The following is a 15,830-nucleotide window of genomic DNA, read 5'->3' as shown; positions in this document are numbered from 1 at the left end:
TGGCCGGGGCGGGCGCCATGACGACGCCGACGACGAGCACTGCCGAGACGGTTGCCGAAACCCAGCGCAGTGGGGCCCACAGTCTCGGGTTCCGGATGGACATGGTGTCGCGTATCGAGGTTCGCATCGGGTCCTTCTTCAAAAGGGGTGGAGGTAGGGATTCGGGATCAGAAGGGGTACGGGTAGGGGGCGTCGTCGCCGTAGTCGAAGTACTCGTCCGCCACGCCACCGCTGACGGAGTGCTTCAGATGCCAGCGCCGCACCCGGTTCTCGAAGTTCTGCACGATTCCGGGCTCCGTCGCCGGGGTCGCGCCGTTCCAGTTGCCGGGCACCGGGTACGTCCCGTGGTCGCCGTAGCCGAACTGCACGTCCGCCAGGCCGTCGGTGTCCAGGTCGTTCTTCAGGAACCACCGGCGCGGACCGTCGGTGTCGTCCACCACGGCCGGGGTCCACGACCCGTTGCCGTCCCAGTCGCCCGTCACCGGCCAGGTGTTCGCGTTGCCGTAGCGCAGCGTGTGGCTGACGCCGCCACCGCTGTTCGCGTTGCGCAGCTCCCACTTCCACGCGCCGCCGTCCTTCGACACCACACCCGGCGTGGACGTCCGGTTGCCGTCCCAGTCGCCCACCACCGGGATGCTGTCCTTGCCGCCGTAGAGGAAGTTGACGTCGGCGATGCCGCCGTCCAGCGAGTTCTTCAGATGCCAGCGGCGGGAGTTGTTCTCGTTGGCCACGACACCCGGCGTCCAGTCACCGTCGCCGTCCCAGTCGCCGGCGACCGGGACCATGTGCGCGTCGCCGTACCGGAACGTCAGGTCCGCCACGCCGCCGGTCTGTGAGCGCTTGACGTGCCACTCCCACACCGATCCGGTCCGGAGCACCACGGCCGGGGTGAACTCACCGGTACCGGACCAGTCGCCGGACAGGGCGTACGCCGCCACCGGTGGCGGGCTCCAGAGGGCGTTGACGATGATCTGCGCGTCCGACGCCTGGACCTGGTACTTGTCGGGATATGCCGAGACCTGTACCGCCTGACAGACCTCGCCGATCGGGGCGCTGGCCCAGGAGTTGTTCGGGTAGAGCCGGATCATCTTGTTGAGGAATGCGTTGGTGGCCCAGGTCGGGTTCAGCCGCTCCGCGCGGGTGCCCCACGAGGCGCGTTGCTGGAACAGGCCGAGGCTGTCGTGGTCGACCTCTTCGCTGATGTTCTGCAGGTGGGTCTCCACGATCACGGTGGCGATCGCGATCACCGCCGCCCGGGAGGCGAGGTTGCGGGCCCGCACCGCCTCGACCACCTCCCGGGCGCAGGAGACCCGGTAGGCGCTCATGTAGCCCTTCATGTCCGACCTCAACTGCGAGTTGAGCTGGGTGGCCAGGGCGGCGTCGTTCGCGGTCGGCCCGCCCGGGTCGCAGGCGACCGTCTCGTACGCCGCGCTCAGCGGCGCCAGCGCGGGCGGCAGGGCAGGATCGGGGAGCGGACCGGCCACGGCCGCCGGGGCGGTGGCGGCCAGCGCCGTCGCGGTGAGCGCCAGCACCATACAGACCTGGCGCATCCGCGCCGGGCTCCCGGTCACTGAAAACGTTCCATTCAATCGAACCTCCGGTGAAGACCAGCCAATGACGGACCGGCTGGTGGTATAGAGGCTCGTGGACGTCGCTGGACGGTGACTGTCGGTACGACACCGGTACGTCACCGGTACCACCGCGGGCGCCCGGCACGGATGTTCGCGGGCGGCGGCGGTGGTACCTACCTGGGTGCGTCCACCGGTACGCCGATACCGAGCCGCTCGGCGAGTTCGGCCGCCTGCGGTACTCCCAACTCCCGGTAGAGCCGGTGAGCGTCGACGAGCAGCTTCCGCGCCGCCGGGTCGCCGGCCCGTTCCGCCGCGGCGGCGAGCGCCACGAGCGCGCGTGCCCGCAGCGCGGGCACCCGCTCGTCGGTCCAGTAACGCAGGGATCGTTCGAGCCGGTCGACAGCTCCTCGGGTACCACGGCGGACCTCGATCTCGCCGAGACTCAACTCCGTGAGGGCGAAACCCCAGTCGTTACCCCGATCCCGGAAGATCACCGCTGCGGTGGACAGCGCCTCCTCGGCCTCCCCGGTACGGCCGGGGTCGTGCGCCAGCGACTCGCCGAGCGCCCGCAGGCTCTGGGCGGTACCGATCGGATCGCCGATCCGCGCGAAGAGTTCGGCGGCCTTCCGCGCCGCCTGTTCCGCCTCGCCGTTCCGGCCGCCGGCCAACAGCGCACCGGCGAGGCCCCGCAGGCCGTACGCCTGGGTGAAGGTGTCTCGGCACGACCGGGCGATGGCGATCGCGGCCCGGATCATCCGTACGGCCTCGTCGGTGTTGCCCTGCTGCCGCAGCACGAATCCGAGACTGGTGAGGGCCCGGGCTCTGGCCGCGCGGCTGCCGACCCGGTCCAGCGCCTCGGCGGCGGCGCGCAGCTCGGCCTCGGCCTCGGTGAGCCGACCGGCAAGGCCGAGTACGTAACCGATGTCCTTGCGCGCCATCGCAGCCCCGGCCCCGTCGCCGAGGTCTTCCGCCAACGCTCGTGCGGCCCGCAGCGTCGACACCGTCGCCTCCGATTTGTCGAGCTCGACCATGCAGCTGCCGAGCCCTCGTAGGGCCGCCGCCTCGCCGGAACGGTCGCCGGCCCGGCGGGAGCACTCCAGCGCGGCGAGCATGACCCGGCGCCAGTCGTCGTAGTAGCCGCGCAACTCGTAGAAATCGGCACTGCTCCCGGCGAGGGCCCGGGTGACGGCGGCCAGGCCCGCGTCGGCGCACGCCGGCACCAGCGCCGCCAACGCCTCCCGTTCGGCCTCGAACCAGTCGACGGGCTGGCTGGTGGCGACGGCGACCGCCCGGTGATCGGCGGCGACCGCCGGATGGCTCCGGTCGTCGAGGTGGAACCGCTCGCAGTGCAGCCGGTCCTGGGCGTGCCGGGCGAGGGCCAGCCAGCCGGACGCGGTCCGGTCCAGCGCGGCGATCCATCCGGCGCCGGTGATCTCCTCCCGCTGACGCTCCCGCGCGAACAGTCGGGTGATCTCGTGGAACCGGTAGCGCGGCTGACCGGCCCGATCCGGGCCGAGGGCGTCCAACAGCCGGGCGTCGAGTAACTCGTCGAGGACGGCGGCGCCGACGTCCGGGGCGGAATCCAGCAACGTGGCTATCGGCCAGCCGGGAAAGGTCGGAACGTTCAGCGCACCGAGCAGCGCGAACGCCCGGGCGGCGGCGGGCGTCAGTCCGCGGTACGCGAGCTGTAGACCCGGCCGTACGGCAAGATCGCCGTAGCACAGTTCGTCGAGCCGGCGACGCTCGTCGGCCAGCCGCTTGCTGAGCGTTCCGACCGTCCAGTGCGGTCGGGCGGCGAGTCGGGCCCCGGCGACCCGGACCGCCAGCGGCAGCCCGCCGCACGCGGCGACGATCTCGGTGGCCGCGACCGGCTCGGTTCGTACCCGGTCCGCGCCCGCGACCCGGCACAGCAGATCGACCGCCGAGCTGGTGGGCAGCGGCCGCAGGTCGATGGTGGTCACACCGGGAAGTCCGGTGAGTGGTAGACGGCTGGTGACCAGGACCGACGTGCCTTCCGGGGCCATGAACGCCTCGACCTGGCGGTGACCGTGGGCGTCGTCGAGGACGAGCAGCACCCGTCGCCCCGCCAGCCGGGCCCGGAACAACCCTGCCCGCGCGTCGATTCCGGCCGGCAGCGCCGAGCCGTCGGCACCGAGCACCCTCAGTAGGTGCCCGAGCGCCTCGGCCGGATCGACCGGCTGGCCGCTGGTGTCCCGCAGTGCCGCGTACAACTGTCCGTCCGGGAACTGGGGGGCGAGCCGGTGTCCGACGTGCACCGCCAACGCCGTCTTGCCCACGCCAGCCGGTCCGGAGATCACGGCCAACGTCGCGGCACCGGATGTCGGGTCGAGCACCTGGTGGAGCAGGGCCACCTCGTCGCCGCGGGCGACGAAGTCGGGTAGGTCGGCGGGCAGTTGCCGTGGCGCGGAGAAGGTCGGGACGGCCAGTTTCGACCGGCCGCTGCCGGCGGCCCGGCCGGGCCGGTTGGCCCAGAAGAGCGCGCGTCCGGCGCCGATGAACTCCTCCCGGGTGTCCCCGGTCAGCTCCAGCGCCGTCGCCAGTTGTTCGACGGTCCGTGGTCGTGGGCCGCGCCCGTGGTCCCGTTCCATCTCCCGTACGGAACGGGAACTGATCTCCGCCCGCTCGGCGAGTTCCTCCTGGGTGAGCCGACGGTGAAGGCGATGCTCCCGGAGCAGCACGGCGAACTTCTCCACCACAGTCGTCGACCTCCCCCGCGGTTCAGCAGCAGGGTAACCGAACGTCCGGTAGAACGTCCGGTTCAAGCTCCTGGTCTGGCAGCGATCGGCGGGCTTTGATAGATCAACTGGCCCGAACCCGCGTGGTCTGTCCAATGAGGAGGCGTCGACCCGGGCGCGACGGACTGGTGATGTGTACCGGCGGGTACGCGTGCCTCTTCGGTCTCCAGACGGCCGGGTACCACCACCCGTCGATACCGGGCGGGGCGGCATGACCGCCCCCGCGCCTGTCGTTCGTGGAGAGGGTGCGACACGACGGCGAGCGGGGCCCGGGAGTGGACGAACCAATCGACAACGGGGTTTGACGAGATGACCGACAGCGGAAGCCCGCCCGAAACCGCCTTTGCCGCACTACTGCGACAGTATCGACAGGCGGCGGGCCTCACCCAGGTGGAACTGGCCCGCCGGTCGGGCCTGAGCGCCACCGCGGTGCGGGACCTGGAGCAGCGACGTACTCTGCGGCCGACCCAGCGGTCGGTGTCCCGGCTGACCGCCGCGCTGGAGTTGGGAACGCGGCCGGCCGCGGTCCTCCGCCGCGCCGCGACCGCCGGTACGGACCGGACACCGGCGGTGGTCCAGACCGCGGCCACGGGTCGCCCGATGGTTTCCATCCTGGGGCCGTTACGGGTTCAGCGCGGGACAGTGACGGTCGATCTCACCTCGTCGCGCCAGCGCGCCCTCCTCGCCCGGCTGGCGGTCTCGGCGGGCACCACCGTCGGCCGAAGGGACCTCCTTGAGGTGCTCTGGGGCGGCGAGCAGCCGGAGTCGGCGGTCAACCTGCTGCACACCTACGTCGCCCGGCTACGCCGGGTCCTCGATCCCGGCCGGGACGGCAGGACGGCCGCCACCGTGCTGACGCACGCGTCGGGCGGTTACCGGCTCGACCTTCACGAGGACCAGCTCGACCTGCTGCGCTTCCAGCGGCTCGTCCGAGAGGCCACGGAGGTCGCCGGCCAGGCCCCCGCGCAGGCGGTGGCCCGGCTGACCGACGCCCTGACGCTGTGGCGCGGTGACCCGCTCGGTGACCTGGACATGCTCTCCGGACATCCCGCCGTCGCGTCGCTGACCGCGTGGTTGACCGCGACGGCACTGCGCTACGCCGATCTGCTCGACCGGTGTGGCGACTACGCCCCGGTGGTCGTCGCGCTCCGTCCGCTCGCCGGACGTTGCCCGCTCGACGAGCAGGTGTACGCCCGCCTCATCCTGGCCCTGGGCGCCACGGGTCGGCAGGGTGAGGCGTACGCCGAGTACGACGGGATCGTCCGCCGCCTGGCCGACCAGCTCGGTGCGGATCCGGGTACGGAGCTGCGGGAGTACCACCAGCGACTGCTCCGGCAACAGTGGAACCGGGTACGGCGGGCGGCGGCGTGCGGCGACGTCCACCCGGTCGTACCGGTGCCGATCCAGGCCCCGGCGCCGGTAGCCGACTTCACCGGTCGGGCCGAGGAACTCCGACGGCTCCGCGAGATCCTCGTCCCGTCGGTGGACTGGGTGACCCGGCCCTCGGCACCGGTCTGCGTCATCGCCGGTCCGGCCGGGACGGGGAAGACCGTCCTCGCCATGGTCGCGGCCGAGCAGTTGGGACGGGCCTTTCCGGACGGGCAGCTCTACGCCGACCTGCGCGGCCGGTCGGACCGGCCGGCCGGGACCGGCGAGGTGCTCACCCGGTTCCTGCACGGGCTGGGCGTGAGCGAGGACCGGGTGCGGGGCGACGACGAGGGCTCCGCCGCGCTGCTCCGCACCGTACTGGCGGCCCGTCGGGTGCTGATCGTGCTCGACGACGCGCGGGACGCGGCCCAGGTGCGCCCCCTGCTGCCCGGTCGCGGCGGCAGCCGGGTGCTGGTCACCGCCCGGAACCGCCTGGTGGCCCTGGAGGGCGCCCGACGGATCGACGTTCCGACGTTGGACACCCGGGAAGCGCTCGACCTGCTCGCCGCGATCGTTCCTCCGGCGCGGGCCGGCGGTGACCGGGCCGCCGCACTGGAGGTCGTCTCGGCGTGTGGTCACCTGCCGCTGGCGCTCCGGATCGCCGGGGTACGCCTGACGACCCGGGCCCGCTGCACCATCGCTGACCTGAGCCGCCGGCTCGCCGACCCGCGTCGACGGCTGGACGAGCTGCGGGTCGGTGACCTGGACCTGCGTGCCGCCTTCCGACCCAGCGTCGAACAGTTGCCGGCCCCGGCGGCCCGTGCGTTCCGACTTCTGGCGCTGGCACCCGAGCCGCTGCTGGGGCTGGGGGCCGCCGCGGCGCTGCTGGACCGGCCCGCGACGGTCGTGGACGAGGAACTGCAGCAGTTGGTGGACCTGAGCCTGCTGGTCGCCGTCGGTCCCGGCCAGTTCCGGTTGCAGGAACTGCTCCGGCTGTACGGGCGCGAACTCGCCCAGCGCGACGAGCCGGCGCGGGATCGGGGCGCCGCCCTCGCCCGGTTGGCGGCGTGGCGGGCGGCCCGCATCCTGGGTGACCGGGACAGGCGTCGGGAGGGTGGTACGGCGAGCGCGGCCATGGCCGAGCACCGGAGCTGATGCCGCGAGCCACCCCGACTTCCAGCCACTGGAGGTGGCAACACGCCCATGGCCGGTGGCACGACCCCTCCGGGTCCGGCCGCCTCAGCGGAATGAGCGCCGGTACGCGGCGGGGGTGGTGTTGAGCGCGGTGCGGAAGCGGCGGCGCAGGTTCACCGCCGAGGACAGGCCGACGCGTTGGGCGATCGTCTCGACGGGGAGGTCGGTCTCCTCGAGGAGGGCGCGGGTGCTGGCTATGCGGCGGTCGAGCAGCCAGCGGCCGGGGGAGACCCCGAGCTGGTCGGTGAAGTGTCGGCTGAGGGTGCGGCGGGAGAGGCGGGAGCGGGCCGCCATCTGCTCGACGCTCAGCGGCTGGTCCAGGTTGGCGGTGATCCAGTCGAGCAGCGGGGCGAGCGAATCGGGGACCGGGCCGGTGGTGGGCAGCTCGGGGTACTGACGCTGGCATCCCTCCCGGTGCGGCGCCGCCGACAGCTGCCGGCCGATCCGCATCGCCAGGGCCGCGCCGTGGTCGCGCCGGACCTGGTTCAGGCAGAGGTCGACGGTCGTGGCCGAGGCGCCGGCCGTCGCCACGTCACCGTGGTCCACATAGAGTACGGAGGCGTCGGACCGGATCCGGGGATAACGGGTGGCGAGATCTGCGACCAGCTCCCAGTGGGTGGCGGCCGTACGCCCGTCCAACAGGCCGAGGTTCGCCGGGACGTAGATCCCCGAGCAGATGGCCATGATCCGTGCACCGCGACTGTGTGCCGCGAGAACCGCCGCGCCGACCTCGGGGGAAACGTTCGGGCCGGCGCACCAGCCGGCGATGAGAACGGTGTCCGCCTCGGTGAGGGCCTCCAACCCACGCTCGACGATCACGTCGACGCCCATGGTCGTCCGGACCGGTCCAGGAAGCTCGGCGCAGAGCGCGAAGTCGTAGTGCGCGGGGATGTCCGGGCCGTGATAGCCGAAGACGGCAGAGGCGCTGGTCACCCGGTACATCTCGAGGAGCGGGCTGACCAGGGCAACCACGCGGTGCTTCATGGCACGAATGTACCCACCGACGTCATCGCGGACGCCTGCGGGCGGCGGGGCGGGGCTCCAGAATTGGTGATCATGGGACTGAGGACATGACCGCACTTCTCGACCGCGAACCGGCTCACGCCGCGCCGGCCAGGCTCTGGACCAGGGATTTCGCGCTGTACTTCGCCGCCCGGATGGTGTCGCTGCTCGGTGATGCGATGATGCCCGTCGCGACGGCGCTGGCCGTCGGGGCGATCTACGGGGTGTCTGGCGTCGGCTACGTGCTGGCGGTCTGGACCGCCCCGTTCGTGGTCTTCGTGTTGTTCGGCGGGGTGTTCGCCGACCGGCTGGGCGCCCGGACCATGATGGTCGGCGCGGATGTCGTCCGGATCTTCACCCAGACCGCGCTGGCGGTCGCCTTCTTCACCGGCACTCCGGCACTCTGGCTGCTGCTGTCCGCCTCGTTCCTGTCCGGCGCGGCTGCCGCGATGTTCCAGCCCGGCGTCAACGGCATGGTTCCCCTCGTGGCCAAGGACCCTCAGCGCGCCAACGGCACCCTGAAGATCGCCGACGCGGCTACCCAGGTCGGCGGGCCGATCCTCGGGGGCCTGCTGATAGCGCTGACCGGCGCGGGCACCGTCTACGCCGTCGACGCGGGCACGTTCCTGCTGAGCGGCCTGTTCCTGGCCTTCATTCGACTCGCCCCGGCCCGCAGGGCCGCGAAGCGCTCGACGCTCCTGCTCGACCTGCGCCGTGGCTGGACGGAGTTCCGGTCCCGCACCTGGATGTGGTCGGTGATCCTCATCTGGGTGTTCTTCGGCATCCTGGTCTTCGGCCCGTACATCCCGCTGAGTTCGAACCTGATCGGTGACCGCCTCGGCAACGTCGCGTACGCCTGGGTGATGGCCGGCCTCGGCGCGGGCACCGTGCTCGGCGGGCTGATCGCGATCCGGCTCCGGCCGTCGCGGCCGCTCGCAGCCGGCGGGGTGGCCATCTTCGGGTTCGCGTTCATCCCGTTGTCGGTGGCGCTGGAACTGCCGTTGCCGCTGCTGATGGCGGGCCATCTGCTGGGCGGGACGGCCTGGGCGTTCTGGTCGGTGATGTGGTCGACGAGCGTTCAGACTCAGGTCGCCCCGGACGTCCTCAACCGGGTCACCGCCTACGAGGTGGCCGGCTCGGTGGCCGGGGTCGCCGTCGGGCAGAGCCTGGTAGGGCCGGTCGCCGAGATCGTCGATCCTCGGCACCTGCTCGTCGTCTCCGCCGGCGTCAGCTTCGCGGTCTGCGCGGCCCTGCTGCTGACGCCTGCGGTCCGGCGACTGCGCCGCGCCTGACCTCCGGGACGTGCGGCAAGAGCGCGAGCGGGTTCGGTAGCCCCGGCGGTCAGGTTCTCCGGACGGATCAGGTGGCGCGACACGGATCAGGTGGCGCGACCGTACAACCGGGCGACATCGGGCGAGTCGAGCCAGGCGTTCATGGTCGGTCCCTGCGGCCAGCCTTCCGGAGAGTCCTGCCACTCCTCCTGTCGCCCGTAGGGCAGCACATCGACCAAGGGGAACGTGAACGTGAGCTGTTCGACGCCGCGACCGGTCGTGTGCCAGGTGCGGTAGACGGTCTCGCCGTCGCGCAGGAAGACGTTCACCGCGAACCCACCGCCGGGTGGCGCGTCGACGTCGGCCCCGAACGGGCTGTCGGCGGTGGAGTACCACGTCATCGTGTTGCCGACGCGTTCGGCGTAGGCGAGGGCCGCCTCGATCGGGCCCTGGGTGACGATCACGAACCGTGCGTCGTAGTTGTCGAGGAAGTCCAGCCGGGTGAACGACGAGGTAAGACTGGTGCAGCCGCCGCACTGCCACTCGGCGTCCGGGTCCCACATGTGGTTGTAGACGATCAACTGTGACCTGCCGTCGAAGATATCGACGAGCCGAACCGGCCCCTCGGCGCCGACCAGGGTGTATTCGGGCATCCTCACCATCGGGAGCCTTCGTCGCTCCGCGGCGATCGCGTCGAGTTCCCGGGTGGCCGCCTTCTCGCGCACGCGCAGCTCGTCGAGCGCCTTGCGCCAGGTCGGGTGGTCAACAACGGAGGGCATAGCCATGATCAACATCTCCTTCGTTCGGTCTCTGTTACAGGTACCCGAAGACGCCGTCGGAGTCACACCCCGGCCCTGCCCTGCCGAAGCCGGCTTCCGTATCGATGACGGCGGAAACCCTCCGGTGTAGTCTTCCGGGCAAGCGGAAACAGTGGGAATCCACGAGATCGTCACGGTGCTGAAACCTCGCCGAAAAGGCTTTCGGAGCGGGGTTGTGGCCGGAGTCGTCATGCGCTGGGCGGGTGCTCTCCGCGTCGCCAGTTCGATCGCCGCCACCCAGCCCGCTTCCTGCCCGGCCTGGTGCTCGCCGCGCTCACCGTCGCCGAAACGTTTCGGCAGACCTCGCCGGGCCGGCCGGTGCTGGTAATGCTGGTCGATGAACCACTGATGGGCGTCGAAACCAACTGTTGACACGACCGTAACGGGCGGCCAGAATCCTCCGAAAAGGTTTTCGGCACTTTCAGCATGCGGTCCGTCGGAAAGCTCCCCGGGCTTCGCCGACATGTCGGGTGTGGAGCTGCTCATGGTCGACGCCGCAACGACCACCGGTCGTTCGCCAACCACCTGCGTTGGAACAACGGCTACCACCGGCCGTAGTCGCACCTCGTACTGCAACAACAGGGAGAACGGCTCTTATTTCAGACAAACCCGAGGAGAGTCATGAGAAGAACATCGGGCCGGCGGACCGCCCTGCGGTCGTTGGCCGGAGTCCTCGCGGCGACGCTGATCCTCAGCGTCGGCGCGTGCGGTGACGACAGCACGGGCGACCCGGGCGGCGTGGCTCAGGCCGGACCCAACGGAGTGGACGACGGCAGCGAGCTGACGCTGTGGACCCGGGCTCCGCTGGAGAAGCAGGCGAAGCTTCTTGTCGACGCGTACAACGCCGGCCACAAGAACAAGGTCAAGCTGACCGTCGTCCCGAACGACGACTACGTGGCGAAGGTGGGCGCGGCGGCAGGCTCCGACAGCCTGCCGGACCTCTTCGCCGCCGACATCGTCTACGTGCCGAACTGGGTCAACCAGGGACTGTTCCAGGATCTCAGCGCGAACATCGACGGACTCAGTTTCAAGGACTCCATCAACAAGGGCCACCTCGCGGCCGGCACGCTTGACGGCAAGAAGCACGTGCTGCCCTTCGTACTCGACCTGTCGATGCTGTTCTGGAACAAGCAACTGTTCAAGGATGCCGGACTGGACCCGGAGAAGGCACCGGCGAACCTGGAGGAGTACGCCGCGGCCGCCAAGGCGGTCCAGGCCATGAAGAAGGACGGCATCTACGGCACGGCGGCCGGCCTGAACTGCGGCGGTTGCCTGGTCTTCACGTGGTTCCCGTCCGTCTGGGCCGATGGCGGCGAGGTGCTCAGCGACGACGGCACCGAGTCCAAGCTGGCCGACGACACCGCCAAGAAGGTGTACAGCATCTGGGCCGACCTGTGGCGGTCGGGCGCCGTCCTGCCGGCTTCGGCCGGCGAGACGGGGCCGACGTGGACGGCCGCGTTCACCGAAGGCAAGGTCGGACTGATGCTCTACCCGGCGACGCTGCTGTCCTCGACGCCATTCGATGTCGGCGTCGCCGGTATCCCAGGCCCGGGCGGCGGCGCGTCGACCTTTGTCGGCGGCGACGGCATCGGCGTGTCGAAGGACTCGAAGAAGGCCACCCAGGCATGGAACTTCCTCAGCTGGATGATGTCCGAGGAAGCCCAGGTGGAGGTGCTGGGGAAGAACAAGGACGTGACGTCCCGCTCCGACCTGGCGAAGAACAAGTACGCCACCGCGGACCCGCGCCTGGTCACCATCAACGAGGTGGCTGGCAAGGGTGACACCCCGGTCGCGATGAACTTCCAGCAGGCGTTCAACGCACCGAACAGCCCCTGGCTGACCCTCGTGCGCAACCAGGTCCTCGAAGGCAGCGGCGACGCCCAGAAGGACAACAACGAGATCACCGCGGTACTCAAGCAGTAGACACGGTCGCCGCGGGCGTATGCCGGCCGCCGGGCTCGTCAGACCGGCATACGCCCGCCTCGCGAGACCGGCCCGGGTAACCGGCCCGCGCAACCGGCCCGCGTCACCGATCCGGCCCATCGCCGATGGAACGAGGAGTTGTCATGAATGTCGACGCACCGTCACGCCCGCCCAGTGTGACGACGCGGGGCCGCTTCCGTCCCAGCCGCCGTCAGGCCCTGCTCGGCTGGATCTACGCCACGCCGACCGCTGTCTTCGTGGTGGCGCTGTTCCTGGTCCCTCTGCTGCTTGTGATCAAGATGTCGGTGTCGAGATGGCCGCTTCTCACCGGCGACCAGGGAGTCAACGCGCCGGACAACTTCACCAAGGCGATCGATCACCGCTTCTTCACCGACTCGGTGATCTTCACGATCAAGTACACGTTAATCGCGACCGTGCTGCTGTTGGTCCTCGGACTGGGAATGGCACTGCTCGTGCAGGAGTCCAGCCGGTGGAACAACCTGCTCCGCGCGTCCTTCCTGGTTCCCAGCGCGCTCGGGTTGGCATCGGCCTCCCTGCTGTTCTACGTCCTCTACTCGCCCTACGCGAGCCCGCTGGCACCCGTGATGGAACGCCTGGGCATCACGTTCCTCGGCTCGCCGAACGCGGCACTCTTCTCCACGGTGTTCCTCATCGTCTGGCGCTACGCCGGCTTCTACATGGTGCTCATGCTGGTCGGGCTGCAGAGCATCCCGGCCGACGTGTTCGAAGCGGCGCGCTCGGACGGAGCCACCCGCTGGCAGACGTTCCGAAGTATCACCCTGCCGCTGCTCCGTCCGACGCTGGCGCTGACGACCGTGCTGTGCGTGACCGGCTCCCTGCTCGCCTTCGAGCAGTTCTACATCCTCACCAAAGGCGGCCCGGACAACAGCACCATCACCGTGGTGCAGCTCATCTACATGATCGCCTTCCAGGGCCAGAACGACCTCGGCGTCGCCGCGGCGCTCTCGGTCATCGTGCTGGCGGCCCTGGTCGTTTTCAACGCCCTGCAACTGCGCGCTTTCCGGTCCGAGGAGAACTGACCCATGACCGTGGACTCCAGCCCCACCAGTGCGGCTGTCGCCGGATCGCCCCGACGTCCACCGAAGGCGCCGATCGGACCGATGAAGCCGCGCGGCCTCACCATCGCCGGTGTCGCGTTTCGCACGCCCTACTGGGTCTTCACCGGTGCGGTCGCCGTGGTGTTCCTCTTCCCACTGGTATGGACCGCCGTCGCCTCGGTCTCACCGCAGGCGGGCACCAACCAGGTGACCGGCTGGGGGTTCGGCAACTATGCCACCCTCGCCGACTACCAGGCCGGGATCTGGCGATACCTCGCCAACTCGGCGTTCGTGTCCCTCCTGACGGTCGCGCTCACGCTGCTGATCTCCTTTCTCGGCGGCTACGCGTTCGCGCGGTTCCGGTTCCCCGGCAGGAACCTCCTGTTCCTGCTCACCCTGGCCATCCTCATGGTCCCGTACGCGACGTTGCTCATTCCGCTCTATGTCCTGCTCAACGAGGTGGGGTTGCAGAACTCGCTGGTCGGTGTCGCCCTGGTGCTCACCATGTTCCAGCTGCCGTTCTCGACCTTCCTGATGCGCATCTCCTTCGAGGCGGTGCCGCGCGAGCTCGACGAGGCGGCGATGGTCGACGGGTGCTCGTCGTTCAGCGCGCTGTGGCGGGTGCTCGTCCCCGCGGTCAAGCCGGGCCTGATCACCGTGGGACTGTTCGCGTTCCTCGCCGCGTGGAACGACTTCATGGCGCCGCTCATCCTCATCAACGACTCCGAGCGGATGACGCTGCCCCTCGCCGTCTCCAACCTCCGCGGCCAGGTCCAGGGGGTCGTCGACTACGGCGCGACCGAAGCGGGCGTCGTCGTCCTCGCGCTGCCGTGCATCGTGCTGTTCCTGCTGCTCCAACGACACTACGTGCGCGGCTTCATGTCCGGCGCACTGAAGGGATGACCATGGCACACAGCGCGCCCACGGCGGCACCCGTCCTGCCGAGCCGCGGCCGACTCCGGCCGCTCGGCCTGGACGAGGTGCGCATCACCGGCGGCTTCTGGGCCGAACGTCAGTCCGTCAACGCGGCGGCCAGCCTCGGGCACATCGCGCACTGGCTCGAACGGGAAGGCTGGATCCGCAACTTCGACCTCATCGCCACGGGTGAGCTGGCCGGCGAACGCCGGGGGCGCGAGTTCTCCGACTCGGAGGTGTACAAGTTTCTCGAAGCGATGGCGTGGGAGATCGGCCGGACCGGTGACCTGGAACTGGAGTCGAGGTTTCGCGCCGTCGTGACCAGGGTGGCCCGGGCACAGGACGCCGACGGCTACCTCAACACGAAGTTCGGCCATCCCGGGCAGCCACCCCGATGGTCCGACCTCCAATGGGGCCACGAACTCTACTGCGTCGGCCATCTCCTCCAGGCCGCCGTCGCCCGTGCCCGTACCCGTCCGGACGCCGACGACGGGCTGGTGGCGATCGCCCGTCGGGCCGCCGACAACGTCTGCGAGACCTTCGGACCGGACGGCATCGACGGTCTCTGCGGACATCCGGAGATCGAGGCAGCCCTCGTGGAGTTCGCCCGCACCACCGGCGACGACCGCTACCTCGGCCAGGCGGCACTCTTCGTCGACCGGCGGGGCACGGGCCGACTGGGCGACGTGGAATGGGGGAGGGAGTACTTCCAGGACGAGACCCCGGTACGCGAGGCGACGGTGCTGCGCGGGCACGCGGTGCGGGCGAACTACCTCGCCGCCGGCGCGGTCGACGTCGCCGCCGAGACAGACGACCCCGGCCTCATGAAGGCGGTGCGCGACCAGTGGCGGAACACGGTGGCGCGACGTACGTACATCACCGGCGGGCAGGGCTCCCGGCACCAGGACGAGGCGTTCGGCGAAGACTGGGTGCTGCCGGCCGACCGCGCCTACTCCGAGACGTGCGCCGGGGTGGGTTCGGTGATGCTGGCCTGGCGGCTGCTGCTGGCCTCCGGTGACTCCGGCTACGCCGATCTCATCGAGCGGACCCTGTTCAACGTGGTGTCGACGTCACCGGCGGCCGACGGAAGGCAGTTCTACTACACCAACACCCTGCACCGCCGGGAACTCGGCACCGTGCCGGACGGCGACCGGCCCAGCATCCGCGCCGCCGCCGCCGGGCGGGCGCCCTGGTTCGAGGTGTCGTGCTGCCCGACCAACGTGGCGCGCACGCTGGCCAGCCTCGCGGCGTACGTCGCCACGACCGACGACGAGGGCCTCCAGATCCACCAGTACGTGCCCGGGACGATCGTGCACCGTCCGGTGGACGGACCCGAGCGGCGGGTCACCCTCACCACCGCCTACCCCGAGGACGGGCAGATCCGGGTGCGGATCGACAGCGACGACGACCGCCCCTGGACGCTGTCGCTGCGGGTGCCGGGCTGGGCGGACCAGGGTGCGACGGTGACCATCGACGGCGAGACCCGGCCGGCGGCCCCCGGCTACGCCACCGAGCGACGGAGCTGGCGACGCGGCGACGAGGTCGTGCTGAGCCTGCCCCTGGCGCCCCGGTTCACGTACCCGGACGCGCGGATCGACGCGGTCCGGGGCTGCGTCGCGGTGGAGCGCGGTCCTCTGGTGTTCGCCGTCGAGTCCGTGGACCTGTCGGGCGGCGGGAACGTCGACGAGCTCCTTGTCGACACCAGACAGCCTCCGATGGTGGCCGGTGGCCGGGTCGTGGTGTGCTGCCGGCGCCTCGACCCGTCCGACCACCACTGGCCCTACGCCGGTGGCGAGGCCGCGTCGGCAACCGCGACCCGGGGGGACCTGCTCGAGGTTCCGTTGATCGCGTACCACGCCTGGGCCAACCGCGGGCCATCCACGATGCGGGTCTGGATCCCGACGATCTGAGTTTCCCTGGGCCGGACAGGCGG

10 protein-coding genes are annotated in these 15,830 nt (G+C 70.5%); 6 read left to right on the top strand and 4 right to left on the bottom strand.

What is annotated here, in order from left to right; genetic code table 11:
- Positions 1-167: 167 nt before the first annotated feature.
- Positions 168-1,550, bottom strand: coding sequence for a hypothetical protein (locus ACFP2T_RS18650; protein WP_377423383.1), 1,383 nt, complete (start codon positions 1,548-1,550; stop codon positions 168-170).
- 194 nt (positions 1,551-1,744) lie between these two features.
- Positions 1,745-4,288: a tetratricopeptide repeat protein gene (locus ACFP2T_RS18645; RefSeq protein WP_377423381.1), complete on the bottom strand. Its 2,544-nt coding sequence runs from the start codon at positions 4,286-4,288 to the stop codon at positions 1,745-1,747.
- Positions 4,289-4,636: 348 nt separating this feature from the next.
- Here ACFP2T_RS18645 and ACFP2T_RS18640 point away from each other — a divergent pair, with 348 nt between their 5' ends.
- A complete protein-coding gene (locus ACFP2T_RS18640) occupies positions 4,637-6,850 on the top strand; it encodes a BTAD domain-containing putative transcriptional regulator (protein ID WP_377423379.1) in 2,214 nt (737 codons plus the stop codon).
- An 84-nt stretch (positions 6,851-6,934) separates the two neighbouring features.
- On the opposite strand, the gene ACFP2T_RS18635 is transcribed toward ACFP2T_RS18640, so the two are convergent.
- Positions 6,935-7,873 (bottom strand): GlxA family transcriptional regulator, encoded by a 939-nt coding sequence (locus tag ACFP2T_RS18635; RefSeq protein ID WP_377423377.1) that lies wholly within the window; start codon positions 7,871-7,873, stop codon positions 6,935-6,937.
- A gap of 86 nt (positions 7,874-7,959) precedes the next feature.
- Between ACFP2T_RS18635 and ACFP2T_RS18630 the strand changes: the two genes are divergently transcribed.
- The gene (locus tag ACFP2T_RS18630; RefSeq protein WP_377423375.1) at positions 7,960-9,183 is read left to right on the top strand and encodes an MFS transporter; all 1,224 of its coding nucleotides are present in this window, start codon (positions 7,960-7,962) and stop codon (positions 9,181-9,183) included.
- Positions 9,184-9,269: 86 nt separating this feature from the next.
- Here the strand turns inward: ACFP2T_RS18630 and ACFP2T_RS18625 are convergent, their stop codons facing one another.
- Positions 9,270-10,466: a DUF899 domain-containing protein gene (locus tag ACFP2T_RS18625; RefSeq protein WP_377423373.1), complete on the bottom strand. Its 1,197-nt coding sequence runs from the start codon at positions 10,464-10,466 to the stop codon at positions 9,270-9,272.
- 135 nt (positions 10,467-10,601) lie between these two features.
- Here ACFP2T_RS18625 and ACFP2T_RS18620 point away from each other — a divergent pair, with 135 nt between their 5' ends.
- The 4 genes from ACFP2T_RS18620 (at position 10,602) to ACFP2T_RS18605 (ending at position 15,807) form a co-directional block, all read left to right on the top strand.
- Positions 10,602-11,903, top strand: coding sequence for an ABC transporter substrate-binding protein (locus ACFP2T_RS18620; RefSeq protein WP_377423371.1), 1,302 nt, complete (start codon positions 10,602-10,604; stop codon positions 11,901-11,903).
- Positions 11,904-12,046: 143 nt separating this feature from the next.
- Entirely contained in the window at positions 12,047-12,964 is a 918-nt protein-coding gene (locus ACFP2T_RS18615) for a carbohydrate ABC transporter permease (RefSeq protein WP_377423369.1), read from the top strand.
- A 3-nt stretch (positions 12,965-12,967) separates the two neighbouring features.
- On the top strand, positions 12,968-13,885 hold the full coding sequence (locus ACFP2T_RS18610) for a carbohydrate ABC transporter permease (protein WP_377423367.1): 918 nt from the start codon (positions 12,968-12,970) through the stop codon (positions 13,883-13,885).
- On the top strand, positions 13,882-15,807 hold the full coding sequence (locus ACFP2T_RS18605) for a glycoside hydrolase family 127 protein (protein ID WP_377423365.1): 1,926 nt from the start codon (positions 13,882-13,884) through the stop codon (positions 15,805-15,807). The genes ACFP2T_RS18610 and ACFP2T_RS18605 overlap by 4 nt, the downstream gene beginning before the upstream one ends.
- The last annotated feature ends 23 nt before the right edge of the window (positions 15,808-15,830 follow it).

Source organism: Plantactinospora solaniradicis, assembly GCF_042658085.1.
In the GTDB taxonomy this organism is placed as follows: Bacteria; Actinomycetota; Actinomycetes; order Mycobacteriales; family Micromonosporaceae; genus Plantactinospora; species Plantactinospora solaniradicis.
Note: the sequence above shows the minus strand (reverse complement) of the source record. Positions and strands in the feature narration are given on the sequence as shown.

Bases quoted from the DNA above. Each gene is read 5' to 3' on its own strand.
- ACFP2T_RS18635 (WP_377423377.1), bottom strand. From the start codon at position 7,873: ATGAAGCACCGCGTGGTTGCCCTGGTCAGCCCGCTCCTCGAGATGTAC.
- ACFP2T_RS18625 (WP_377423373.1), bottom strand. From the start codon at position 10,466: ATGAGCAGCTCCACACCCGACATGTCGGCGAAGCCCGGGGAGCTTTCC.
- ACFP2T_RS18620 (WP_377423371.1), top strand. From the start codon at position 10,602: ATGAGAAGAACATCGGGCCGGCGGACCGCCCTGCGGTCGTTGGCCGGA.
- ACFP2T_RS18615 (WP_377423369.1), top strand. From the start codon at position 12,047: ATGAATGTCGACGCACCGTCACGCCCGCCCAGTGTGACGACGCGGGGC.
- ACFP2T_RS18640 (WP_377423379.1), top strand. From the start codon at position 4,637: ATGACCGACAGCGGAAGCCCGCCCGAAACCGCCTTTGCCGCACTACTG.
- ACFP2T_RS18605 (WP_377423365.1), top strand. From the start codon at position 13,882: ATGACCATGGCACACAGCGCGCCCACGGCGGCACCCGTCCTGCCGAGC.
- ACFP2T_RS18610 (WP_377423367.1), top strand. From the start codon at position 12,968: ATGACCGTGGACTCCAGCCCCACCAGTGCGGCTGTCGCCGGATCGCCC.
- ACFP2T_RS18650 (WP_377423383.1), bottom strand. From the start codon at position 1,550: ATGCGCCAGGTCTGTATGGTGCTGGCGCTCACCGCGACGGCGCTGGCC.
- ACFP2T_RS18630 (WP_377423375.1), top strand. From the start codon at position 7,960: ATGACCGCACTTCTCGACCGCGAACCGGCTCACGCCGCGCCGGCCAGG.